Annotated in this window: 11 protein-coding genes; 5 read left to right on the top strand and 6 right to left on the bottom strand. The window is 46.4% G+C overall.

What is annotated here, in order from left to right; all coding sequences use genetic code 11:
• Window positions 1–9: 9 nt before the first annotated feature.
• Genes LZG74_RS02315 through LZG74_RS02295 form a run of 5 tightly spaced genes read right to left on the bottom strand, consistent with a single transcriptional unit; the run spans window position 10 to window position 3,707 of the window.
• A complete protein-coding gene (locus LZG74_RS02315; protein WP_233795034.1) occupies window positions 10–993 on the bottom strand; it encodes a xanthine dehydrogenase family protein subunit M in 984 nt (327 codons plus the stop codon).
• Window positions 990–1,628, bottom strand: coding sequence for a (2Fe-2S)-binding protein (locus LZG74_RS02310; protein ID WP_233795033.1), 639 nt, complete (start codon window positions 1,626–1,628; stop codon window positions 990–992). The genes LZG74_RS02315 and LZG74_RS02310 overlap by 4 nt, the downstream gene beginning before the upstream one ends.
• Before the next feature lie 24 nt (window positions 1,629–1,652).
• Window positions 1,653–2,711: an NAD(P)-dependent alcohol dehydrogenase gene (locus tag LZG74_RS02305; protein WP_233795032.1), complete on the bottom strand. Its 1,059-nt coding sequence runs from the start codon at window positions 2,709–2,711 to the stop codon at window positions 1,653–1,655.
• Between the two features lie 18 nt (window positions 2,712–2,729).
• Entirely contained in the window at window positions 2,730–3,296 is a 567-nt protein-coding gene (locus LZG74_RS02300; protein ID WP_233795031.1) for a DapH/DapD/GlmU-related protein, read from the bottom strand.
• Between the two features lie 6 nt (window positions 3,297–3,302).
• Window positions 3,303–3,707, bottom strand: a complete 405-nt coding sequence (locus LZG74_RS02295) for a putative quinol monooxygenase (RefSeq protein WP_233795030.1) — start codon at window positions 3,705–3,707, stop codon at window positions 3,303–3,305.
• Window positions 3,708–3,871: 164 nt separating this feature from the next.
• On the opposite strand from LZG74_RS02295, the gene LZG74_RS02290 reads away from it, so the two are divergent.
• The 5 genes from LZG74_RS02290 (at window position 3,872) to LZG74_RS02270 (ending at window position 11,008) form a co-directional block, all read left to right on the top strand.
• On the top strand, window positions 3,872–4,768 hold the full coding sequence (locus LZG74_RS02290) for an AraC family transcriptional regulator (RefSeq protein ID WP_233795029.1): 897 nt from the start codon (window positions 3,872–3,874) through the stop codon (window positions 4,766–4,768).
• 342 nt (window positions 4,769–5,110) lie between these two features.
• On the top strand, window positions 5,111–8,104 hold the full coding sequence (locus LZG74_RS02285; protein ID WP_233795028.1) for a TonB-dependent receptor: 2,994 nt from the start codon (window positions 5,111–5,113) through the stop codon (window positions 8,102–8,104).
• A gap of 16 nt (window positions 8,105–8,120) precedes the next feature.
• Window positions 8,121–9,749 carry a RagB/SusD family nutrient uptake outer membrane protein gene (locus tag LZG74_RS02280; RefSeq protein ID WP_035361597.1) on the top strand — a complete coding sequence of 543 codons (1,629 nt, stop codon included), beginning with the start codon at window positions 8,121–8,123 and terminating at the stop codon, window positions 9,747–9,749.
• Window positions 9,750–9,921: 172 nt separating this feature from the next.
• Window positions 9,922–10,575, top strand: coding sequence for a hypothetical protein (locus LZG74_RS02275; protein WP_233795027.1), 654 nt, complete (start codon window positions 9,922–9,924; stop codon window positions 10,573–10,575).
• The gene (locus LZG74_RS02270; RefSeq protein WP_233795026.1) at window positions 10,553–11,008 is read left to right on the top strand and encodes a hypothetical protein; all 456 of its coding nucleotides are present in this window, start codon (window positions 10,553–10,555) and stop codon (window positions 11,006–11,008) included. The genes LZG74_RS02275 and LZG74_RS02270 overlap by 23 nt, the downstream gene beginning before the upstream one ends.
• A gap of 343 nt (window positions 11,009–11,351) precedes the next feature.
• Here LZG74_RS02270 and LZG74_RS02265 read toward each other — a convergent pair whose 3' ends face one another.
• The gene (locus LZG74_RS02265) at window positions 11,352–11,864 is read right to left on the bottom strand and encodes a DUF6934 family protein (RefSeq protein ID WP_233795025.1); all 513 of its coding nucleotides are present in this window, start codon (window positions 11,862–11,864) and stop codon (window positions 11,352–11,354) included.
• Window positions 11,865–12,197: the final 333 nt, after the last annotated feature.

Raw genomic sequence — 12,197 nt, 5'->3', positions numbered from 1 at the left:
GGGTTAGGATTACACCAGGTTAGCGGCATTTTTCAATGCTTCTACAATCACATTCGGGCCGAGTTTCAGCTTGAATGCATTGTATTTAAAAGCCTTAGCACCTTGCATGGCAATTTCGGCAGCCTGCCTGAAAGTCTCTTCGGTGGCTGGTTTGCCGATCAACGCTTTTTCTGCCTCTTTCAAACGCCACGGCTTATGCGCCACACCGCCCATTGCGAGCCTTGCTTCCTTAATCACCTTTCCATCCAAATTCAAAGCTGCCGCCACCGACACCAATGCAAAAGCATAAGAAGCACGGTCGCGAACCTTCATATAATGGCTGTTTTTACCAAATGCATTATCCGGAATTTCAACTGAAACGATCATTTCGTTGTTCTGAAGTGTGTTATCTTTTTCAGGCTGGTTGCCCGGAAGCCGGTGGAATTCTTCAAACGGGATCCGCCTTTCTCCTTTCGGGCCTGCTATCAGCACGGTCGCATCCAATGCTACCAGCGCTACGCACATGTCGCTCGGATGCACGGCAATGCATTGTTCACTCGTCCCGAAAACCGCGTGCATACGGTTCAATCCTTCTAATGCGCCGCAGCCTGAACCGGGCTCGCGTTTATTGCAGGGCAGTGCTGTGTCATAAAAATAGTGGCAGCGCGTTCGCTGCATCATATTTCCGCCAACAGTGGCCATATTCCTGATCTGCGGCGATGCGCCAGCATTTAGTGCTTGTGATAGCAGGGGATGTTTTTCAATGATCAGTTTGTGTTCAGCCACGCGGCTGTTTAGTGCCAGGGCGCCGATGCTGATCTTGCCATTCTGCTGTTGTATATCTTTGAGGGGAATCTGGTTAATGTCCACCAGCTTGGTTGGTGCGGTAATGTTCCGCTTCATCAGATCCACCAGGTTCGTACCTCCGGCAATGAACTTCGCATTGCTGCTGTTGGCCAATGCATTCACAGCTGCTTTCGTGGTTGCCGCGCGTTCGTATTGAAATTGTATCATGATTTCTGCCCCCCGTTTTTAACTTCCTGAATCGCCTTTACAATGTTGGGATAAGCTCCGCAACGGCAGATATTCCCACTCATGAATTCCCTGATGTCTTCTTCGTTATTCGCGTGCCCTTCGTTAATACAGGCCACTGCCGACATGATCTGTCCCGGCGTGCAGTAACCGCACTGGAAACCGTCGTGCTTGATAAAAGCTTGCTGCATCGGATGCAGCTGTTCGCCCTTTGCCAATCCTTCAATGGTTGTCACTTCCTGGCCTTCATGCATAATGGCCAGGCTCAGACACGATAACACGCGCTCCCCGTTCACATGGACCGTACAAGCGCCACATTGACCATAGTCACAGCCTTTTTTGGTTCCGGTCAAATTCAGCTGTTCACGGAGCACGTCCAGCAGTGTGGAGCGTGGTTCCAGGTTAAGCTGTTGTTTTACACCATTCACCTTGAAACTTACAGGCGTAGTTTCCAACGCAAGGCTGATCTTTTCTCCTAAATCATGCTTTGCTGCTTTCGCAACTGTTGCGGGTGCAACAGCAATGGCGGTGAGGATGGAAGTTGTTTTAAGAAAGTCGCGCCGGGAATCGCTGCTATGCAGCTTTTCCGGCTTTTCTGATGCGTTGTCTTGGTTCATGGTGAATGTTGATTGGTGCAATACTTACTTCTTGATGGAAGCCAGGTCAATAACGAAACGATATTTCACGTCGCCTTTGATCATGCGTTCATAAGCTTCATTAATTTCCTGAATGTCGATCATTTCAATGTCTGCGACAATGTTATGCTCGCCGCAGAAATCCAGCATTTCCTGTGTTTCTGCAATACCACCGATCATGGATCCGGCAAAGCTTTTACGTCCCTGGATCAGGCTGAAAGCTGCAACCGGCAGCGGATTTTCAGGCGCTCCTACCAATGCAAGCGAACCATCCACGCGAAGCAAACTAATGAATGCGTTAATATCGTGCTCCGCCGAAACAGCGTCGAGAATGAAGTTCAGCTTGCCTGTGTAAGCAGCCATTTGATCTTTGTCTTTTGATAAAACCACTTCATCGGCTCCCAGTCGTTTCGCCTCCGCGAATTTTGATTCGGAAGTCGTGAATGCAACCACATGCGCGCCCATTGCTTTGGCAATCTTGATCCCCATATGGCCTAAACCGCCGATCCCTACGATCCCAACCTTCTGACCAGGCCCCACATTCCAATGTCTTAATGGAGAATATGTTGTTATCCCGGCACATAATAATGGCGCTGTTGCCGCCAGATTAAGGTTTTCGGGAATGCGTAAAACGTAATTTTCATCCACCACAACACTTTCAGAATAGCCGCCAAAGGTGGGTGTGTCCAGATATTTATCCGGCGAATTGTAGGTGCCCGTCATGCCTGGTTCGCAATATTGTTCCAGACCTTCCTGACAATACTGGCACTCGCGACAAGAATCCACAATGCAGCCTACACCCACCGTATCGCCTACTTTGAATTTGCTCACATGATCACCTACACTAATGATTTTACCAACAATCTCATGGCCCGGAACGCAAGGATAAATTGTGCCGCGCCATTCGTTTCTGGCCGTATGAATGTCGGAATGGCAAACTCCGCAATATTGAATTTCGATTTGAACGTCGTGCGGAGTTGGAACTCTGCGGCTGATGTCCATTGCATTTAAAGGTGCCTGTGCTGCTGTGGTGCCGTATGCTTTGATATTTGTTGTGTCTGTCATGATATTTGATACTTGTAGTTAAATCTGTTTTACAACTTTTGCAGGAATGCCTGCGACAACCGTGTTCGCAGGAACGTCGCGGCTTACCACCGCGCCTGCTGCCACTACTGCATTTTCCCCTACCGTTACACCCGGCAGAATCGTTGCTCCTGCCCCTATCCAAGCATTTCGTTTGATAATGACTGGTTTGGGGATCAATGTCGTGCGGTCATCGGGATCAAGCGGATGATTTTCAGAAGTAAGGTTCACCCGCGGGCCGATCTGCACATTATCTTCAATGGTTATCCCACCAATGTCCAGGAACGAGCAGGCGTGATTGATAAAAACGTTTTTACCCAGCTTAACAGACTTTCCGAAATTGGTGTAGAAAGGAGGAAAAATCGTCGTTGATTCGTCGATTTCCGTGCCTATAATTTCACTCAATTGCGTTCGGACCTGATCCAATTCTGTTGCGGTCGCATTCATTTGCACACATAACCGGATTGTCCGGGCAACTACTTCCGCGAATTTCCCATATTCAGGATCATCTTTCTGAAGCAGTTCACCGGCCTGTAACCGCGTGAAAATGTCTTTTTCTGTACTCATTGACTGTTATTTCAATTTTTTAAAGATTTCCGGCATCGTCTGCGAATCAATTGCATTCATATCTATCAATTTCAATGCCTTCACCATTTTCAATGTTGTTGTTTTGTAATGCTGGAAATGTGGGGTTTTCAAATGCGATTGGTACGCTGCGCTGTCGGCATAGATCTCCACGATCCGGATCTGGTTGGGCTGCTCTTTGATATACATTGGAAAAATAGCCACCACACCCGGCTCCTTTTTGACAGACGCTGCGGCTTCTTCCTTCAAAATCGCATTATACTCCGCCAGAAATTCCGGCACGATCTCGATTTCAGAAATTCGCACCATCGGCTGGTTTTGAGCAACCTGTGCACTTACTACGGTTGCGCTCAGCATGAGAACGAGAAGCGGGATAAATTTATAAAGGCCCATGATAATGATTTTGGTGTTTGAAGTTGTTATTACAAAGCTCGCGAATACTGCCTGCGCTATTTTATACAGGTTACTGGAATATTTACCACTTTTACTGATTACGTCTGTAAGATAGAATCGGTTTTGCGGCAGGTGTTATATTTGATCTGGAAAATTCTCAGATTATGGAGCAGGTAGAAAGAATAGATACGGTAAAGCAATATAACAACTGGATCGGTGTGGAGACGCTGCATCCGCTGGTGAGTGTGATCAATTTCAGTGAGATACCGACCGTGCAGCACTTCCGGCGCTATATGGGCATTTACGCCGTTTTTTTCAAGAATATCAAATGTGGCGACATGATCTACGGTTGCCAGCCTTATGATTACGAGGACGGAACATTGGTTTTCATATCGCCCGGACAAGTTTACGGGATCGATAGCAAAGGAGTTGCAACCAAACCGTCCGGTTATGCACTGGTTTTCCACCCCGACCTGATCGCCGGAACGCATTTGGGAAGGGTTATTAAGGATTATTCCTTCTTTTCCTATGAGGTGAATGAAGCATTGCATTTATCAAAAAAAGAGAAGGAAACGATTGTGGATTGTTTGGAAAAGATCAATGTTGAAATAGACCAGAATATCGACAAGCATAGCAAAACCCTCATTGTTTCCAACATTGAGCTGTTCCTCAATTACTGCATGCGCTTTTATGATCGTCAGTTTATCACAAGAAGCAATGTTAATAAGGATATCCTGGTGCGGTTTGAGCAATTATTGAATGATTATTTCAAATCAGGAAAATCGCAAACGTCAGGCTTGCCAAGCGTGGCTTACTGCGCCGAGGAGCTGAATTTGTCTCCTAACTATTTTGGTGATTTAATTAAAAAAGAGACCGGCCATACTGCGTTGGAATTTATTCAGTCCAGGTTAATTGATCAGGCCAAAGTGAAGATGTTTGAAGGCAGTCAATCACTGAGTGAAATTGCTTACCAGCTCGGGTTTAAATATCAGCAGCATTTTACAAGGCTTTTCAAGCAAAAAACCGGCGTTACGCCAAATGAATACCGGAATTTGAACTAAAATTATCGCCATTCACTCGGCCATTCTTCTCGCCTGGCCCGCAGCACTGCGGAAACTTACATTGAATATATTCAGAGTGATGTATTGAAATGATACTTCGTTTTGAGCTTTATCTACAACCTTCGAAAATCTGGGATTTGATAGAACAAATTACCATCCCATCACGAATTGATGATACGGCTAAAATTTGCACCTTTCTGGCTGTTATGTCTGAATAAGGTCAAAATATAGTCAGTAGTCGTCAAAAACCGTAATTTGTTTAGCATTATTTAAGCTTAAAATTGTATTGTAATTTGATGCACTGCATAATGCGGCGCGGGGTTTGGCAGACCGCTTTGTGCCATGCTGATCGCGGGATCCATCTTTACCGGCCAGGTGAGGGCGGCTATACACCCGCCAACCACGGCTGGTATGGAGCTTCCGGTAAAGGCAGAAAAAGTACTGAAGGGAAAAGTGCTGGACAACAACAATGCAGCATTGCCCGGCGTAAGTGTCGTGGTTAAAGGAACTTCTACCGGAACTATTACGGATCCTGACGGAAATTTTGAATTGAGAGCAGAAGATCAGGCTGCCACGCTTGTCTTTTCGTTTATTGGTTATGTTACCCAGGAAGTCGCCATTGGCAGTCGGTCAAATTTCGATGTTGTGCTGGCTGTTGACAGCAAGGAACTTACGGAAGTGGTTGTGGTTGGATACGGAAGTCAGCGTAAAGCAGACATTACCAGCTCAGTAGTGCGTGTTACGCAAGAGAATTTTGTAAAAACCCCTGCCGTGGATGCGGGACAGCTTTTGCAGGGAAAAGTAGCCGGTCTTACCATTTCAGCCCCAAGCGGTGATCCTACCCAAGGCTCTCAGATCCTGCTACGGGGAAATACAACATTGCTGGGTGCTAACTCAAATCCCCTTGTACTTATTGATGGTGTTCCCGGCGACCTTAAAACCGTAGCGCCTGAGGATATTGAGTCAATAGACGTTCTTAAGGACGGTTCTGCGGCTGCGATCTATGGAACCAGGGGCACCAATGGCGTAATCATTGTCACTACAAAAAGAGCCAGCGGCAATTACAACAGCACGGTTGAGTACAACACCTCTTTCAGCACACAAACAGTTGCCCGGAAGCTTGACCTCCTTACAGCAGCGGATTATCGCGCGCACATTGAGCAGGGCATCCGCGAGCCTTCGTGGGACCTGGGCGCGGATACAGATTGGATGAAAGAAATTTCTAAAAAAGCATTGAGCCAGGTCCATAATCTTACGTTCAGAGGCGGAAGCCACCGTACCAACTATCTTGTGAACCTTAACTACCGATATCTGGACGGTATTTTTATCAAATCTGAAAACAAAACCTTTAATGGACGCGCCGATGTAAACCATACCATGTTGAATGATAAACTCAACATTAATCTTGGTTTCATCAACTCATACAACAGCTATCCGACCACCGGCGATGGGGTAAGTTTCAACGGATATACCTATCGCCAGGCAATCATCCAGAATCCTACTGCACCATTACGAAACCCGGATGGAACCTGGTTTCAGCAAACGGGGATCTTTAATTATGATAACCCTGTGGCGCGTTTGCAGGAAAGTGATGGAAAACACAACTCTCAGAATACCAGGATAACATCCAATATCAGCTATAGTCCCATTGAAGACCTTAAACTGTCGGCCCTGTTTTCCTACAATCAATACAATCAGAACCGTGGGTATTCAGAAACGAAGAGCCATGTATCTGCACTGCGGGACGGGCGTAATGGTTACGCCTCGATTGGTTCGGTGCGGTCGGTGGATAAGCTTATGGAGCTTACCGCACAATATTCCAAAAACCTGAACCGTCACAAGTTCTCCCTGCTGGGCGGTTACAGCTATCAGGACAACTCGTTCTCGGATTCTTTCATGCAGAACTGGGATTTCCCGACTGATAAGTTTTCCTATAATAATATCGGCATCGGAGACGCATTGAAAACCGGACTTGCGCCGATTGGCAGTTCCAAAAGGGAAACCAACCTGATCGGCTTTTTTGCAAGGGCCACTTACAACTTCGACGACCGTTACCTGTTGCTGGCAAGTATCAGACACGAAGGTGCGAGCCAGCTATATGGCGCGAAAAACCCTTGGGGAACATTCCCGGCCGTTTCGCTGGGATGGCGTATCAGCAACGAAGCATTCATGAAAGGCCAGACGATCTTCGACGACCTGAAACTCAGGGCCGGCTATGGTGTTACGGGAACGCAGCCTAATAACCTGTTCCTCGGCGTGGCGATCCTGAATTATCAGAAGTTCTTTTACAGCAATGGCAAGTGGGTGCAGACATTGGTTCCTGCCCAAAACCCGAATCCCGACCTGAGATGGGAGGAAAAGCATGAATCGAATATAGGTCTTGACTTTGCCATCCTCAAAAACAGGATCAATGGTAGCATTGATTTTTATAACAGGAAGATCAAAGGGCTTTTGTATGATTTCCAGGTGCCCAGCCCGCCCAACTTGTACACATCTACCCGCGCTAATGTGGGCGTGATGGAGAACCGGGGACTGGAACTGCTGGTGAACTTCGTGCCGGTGCAGACCAACAATTTTACCTGGAATTCAAGTGTAAACTATTCGACCAATACCAACAAGCTGGTGAGTCTTTCAAATGACATTTATAAGACAACCAACGACTTTTTTACCACGGGTGCAACCGGCGACCCGGTTCAGACTTTTACGCACATTGTGCGGATTGGTGACCAGGTGGGGGATTTTTATGGCTTCAAGGTGGTGGACATATCCGACGACGGTAAGTGGATTTACGAAGGCCGCGACGGTCAGCCGCAAAATTACGATGAGTTCCAGCATGCCTTTGAGGACAAACGCGTGCTTGGAAATGGTTTGCCTAAGTTCTATCTCAACTTCAACAATAACCTGCGTTACAAAAATCTGGACCTGGGCGTAACCATGCGTGGGGCATTCAAATACCAGATCCTGAATTACCAGCGGATGTTCTTTGAAAGCACTGGCCTTCAACAGTATAACAACCTGAAATCGTCCTATGACAAGGTTTTTGACAAAGCTGTACTCAGCCCAACTATGCCACAGGAATTCAACAGTTACTACATTGAAGATGTTGATTTCTGGAAAATCGACAACATCACAATTGGTTACAACATCCCGAAGCTGAAAACAAAACACATTAAGGCCATCCGGGTTTACGGCTCTACGCTTAACACATTCACTTTTACCAAATACAAAGGCGTAGACCCTGAGGTGGACAGGCTGGGACTTTCTCCTGGAAATGACAGCCGCGATAAATATCCAATGACCAGGACATTCACACTCGGGCTAAACTTGTCATTGTAAAACTCTAAACTTGATTATGAAAAATATACACTTTGGTTTAAAAAGTAAAATTGCTGTTGTAGCGCTGTTGCTGGGCAGCTCGTGTACTGATCTGAAAGACGAAAGCTTCGACCGTATTATAGCCAACCAGTTCACACCAGCTTCCGGTGACGTGGCCTCGCTGGTGGGCGCTGCCTATACCAATTGGCGCGATGTGATGCAGCAATGGAATGGGCTTTTCCGCACCCAGGAGATATCGGGGGATCAGCTTGTTATCCCTTCCCGCCCGAATGGCTGGGTGGATGGCGGCGTTTACCGCAGGATCCACGATCACAAATGGACCGCCGACGACGAGATCGCGATCAATAACTGGAACAGGTCTTATGCTGGGATTGCCAATTGTAACCGGCTTATTTTCCAGATCGAATCGGGAAGTATTCCGTTTACAGAAGGGAAAGAGGCGGTAATTGCCGAGCTCAAAGTCCTTCGTGCATCCTATTACTATGTGCTTTGCGACCTGTTCGGGAATGTGCCGATTATCACGCAATTTGATGTGCCCGCAGGTTTTATTCCAAAGCAAAGCACACGGAAAGAGGTTTTCGATTTTATTGTCAAGGATATTCAGGACAATCTGCCGCTGCTATCAGAAAAGAACGATCCGACAACCTACGGACGTTTTAATAAATGGGGCGCACATACGCTTCTTGCCAAAATGTATCTCAATGCAGAAGTTTACACAGGCACACCTGCCTGGGAAAAGTGTATCGAGCAATGCAACCTGGTGATCAACTCCAAGGCCGGATATGCATTGGAAGCTACTCAGAAAGAGGTGTTTAAAACAAATAATGAATCTTCTAAGGAGATCATTTTTGCCATACCTTTTGATATAAAATACGTAACCGACTGGAACGGATTTTCTATTCACATGGAAACATTGCAGCCAGCCAATCAGGCGACTTACAACCTGCTGAACACGCCCTGGGGTGGCATTTGCGCCATTCCGCAGTTTATTGATTCGTTCGACAAGGACGACGAGCGCCTGGTAAGCAACTGGATACAAGGTCCGCAGTATTCGGCAGGCGGAACACCGCTTACGAGTACGCTGGGGGCATATGCGGGCAAACCGTTGAGCTACATTAATCAGCTGCCCGGCGTGGATCAGTCGGAAGAAGTCCATGGTTTCAGGCTTGGGAAATTTGAAATTGAAAAAGGAACCACGGTAAACCTGAGCAACGACTGGCCCTTGCTGCGCTATGCAGATGTATTACTGATGAAAGCAGAATCGTTGCTGAGAAGCGGAAAAGCCGCAGAAGCAGCAACCATAGTGACGACTGTAAGAGCACGTAATTTCAAAGCAAACCCTGCGAAAGCCGTTGTTACTGCTGCGGATCTTCAAAAAGGAAGCACTTATGCTTACGGGTTGAAAAACCACAATACAACTACAAACGAGGGCGGAGCGGATATCAAATTTGGCCGCTTCCTCGATGAATTAGGTTGGGAATTTGCACAGGAAGGGCGACGTCGGCAAGATCTGATCCGGTTTGGTGTGTTTACAACCAAATCCTGGTTATCCCACGTGCCTAACGGCGCCTACCGAACGCTTCTTCCAATCCCGAGGCCGGAGCTTAACAAAAATGCAAACTTGAAGCAGAACAACGGATACTGATCCTATCTTCTCATTGTCAGCACATTCCCCGACCGGTCGCCTTTTCTGCGACCGGTCGTTTGCTTTTAGCAAAGCGCCTTTGCAAGGAAAATCACAGCAAAAAATGTTTCAATCTTCTTTATATGTAACCTTTATTTAATTATATTAAGGATCAAATCATATCGTTGTAACAATGGGCACGCTGCTGGTATTTCTGATCGTCTTCATTCCGATGGGTTGGGTATTCTGGCGACTGCTGCGATTCACGCGCAATACAATCGGCACGAACTCTCCGCTTAAAGTGCAACGGATTTACCAGACTACATTCCGCTCGTTCTTTGTCAGATTGGAATCAGTGTTTCTTTTGATTTGCCTCTTTATGGGCTTCGTAATTCTAAAAGCTTCGCTCTTCGCAACCTTTTCAGGGCCGGACCCCATGATTGGACGGACGATTCTCATCATCTTTGGCTTTGCCCTTCTTTGTATGGGGATGTTCACTTTAGTGATTGACTTAAATCACTGGCCTTATGCCCGCGGCGTCGTGATTACGACATTACCGGATGAACATGAACTTGATATACAACTCCCCGACACAACCTTACGCATCAAGGAGGGTGACATCCGCAAAATAATGCTGTATCATAACGAAGGCAAATTGCAACACGGATTTGCACAATTCCAGCTTAACAACGGCAACAGCTTTCTGCTCCCCTTTAAAACAGAAGGCATATGGGTCATCAATGAATATTTCAAAGGCATACCAATGGAAAACCACATACAGCATGTCCCGCTGATCCGCACAACTTTCAAAAGCGAGGCAACCTATGAACGAGGTTCTGATCGTTGAAAACCGGCGATACGGATGGATAGTCCCTTTCGTCACGTTTCTTCTGGGTATTTGCCTCCTCGTGATAATCTACATGATGTACACCAGTGCAAAATGGGAAGATGAAATGTCGGCCCATTTACCAGTTGTCTGCATGAAAATCACTTACGGGTCAGAGGGCCTAGGAACCGTTAAATATCCCGATCGCATTTACGCAGAATATCTGGGCAAAACCTACAATTTCTCGATGGGAAGAAAGTACTACCGAAGCTTATCAGGCGTAGATACCATCGCAGTCCACTTCGACCCGGCAAGCGGCAAAGCATTCCTGCCAACAACATCCGCACGAGTCAAACATTACACCGGCCTCTACATCCTTTTCGCGGCTGGCGGTTTGTTGCTGATAGGTGGAGGCGTGTCGGAGTTTATTAAGATTTTTAAGAAGCGGGTTTGAGGGGGGGGGGGTGAGAAAGATGTTCCGGTACTTGAAACGGCAGAGAATATCAGTTTAGAAATTCTTTCGGGACAGGATTTCTCTTCAGAAACGCCTTCATTTCCTCCGCTTTACGATCGAAAGTCGACTTTTCAGAATTGTTAAAATCATCATAATGGGATGGCGACGTAGGTTGCACAGATGGTATAGCCGAAGAATTTTTCATAAGAAGTAACCCAGTGGACGTTTTGGGATATACTGAGCCTTTTGTACCAGTTATTGCCAAATGCCTCAAACCTTTCAGGCTCTTCTCTTTGGCTGTCTTTGAATGTTGGTTAGCCATATTTTGTTTTTTTATATTCGACTAGTGTTCGGACCTTTTCAAATTTAACAAAAAAGCATCGTAGTTGGTGCCTAGCTCAAAAGGAACCCACGATCCGTCCCAATCTGGCCAACTACCCATTATTTTTCCATCCACTTTATCCGCTTTGAACCCATAGATATTACAATACGCGATTAACTCATGATAATATGCATTGATACCCATCTGATATTTGCGGGTCCTCAAAGCCAACTCTCCGGGCAAAACCGATCCTGTAGCTGCAATATTAGCGCGCGGATTGCTCCTTAGGAATTCCAGGGCCCTTTGCCCAACCGTCGCCAGTATACGATCTGTGTCACCATTTCTGATTGTAACTTTATCATCAATGTCACCTTTCAGGGTGTTCCAAACTCCAAAACCGACATTATAGAATCTTGTTTCAGCGTCCATCAGTGTAATCCGAATCCGCAATTCAACCATCCCTAACTCCCCAATACTAAAAAAGCAAAACTCCTGACTTCCAATTTGATGTGTTGGATATGGGATAATGTCCATATAAATGTGTGTTACCAATAAGGCACAAATCTATGTAAAAATCTGTGCAGTTAGCTTTCGCTTGCTGAGGTATGAAACAACTTCTAAATCTTAGCAATCGCTTTGCTGATTAACTCAAAACCTAAACTTACTACTCTAATGAAAACCATTGCACCGACCATAGGACCTGTGTAATCATGGTGTTGATCCGGCTTCCCCACATGCATATAACCCGCAGCCATTGACATCTGCCGCTTTTCAGAAACCAGAAAAAGTATATTGGGCCGCCAGCTTGGAAACTTTCAGCACGGTTTCGAGTAAGCGCCGGCGACTGTGACATTCGAACCAACGCGA

Origin of the sequence: Dyadobacter sp. CY327 (assembly GCF_021390415.1) — a bacterium.
Taxonomy (GTDB): Bacteria; Bacteroidota; Bacteroidia; order Cytophagales; family Spirosomataceae; genus Dyadobacter; species Dyadobacter chenhuakuii.
Note: the sequence above shows the minus strand (reverse complement) of the source record. Positions and strands in the feature narration are given on the sequence as shown.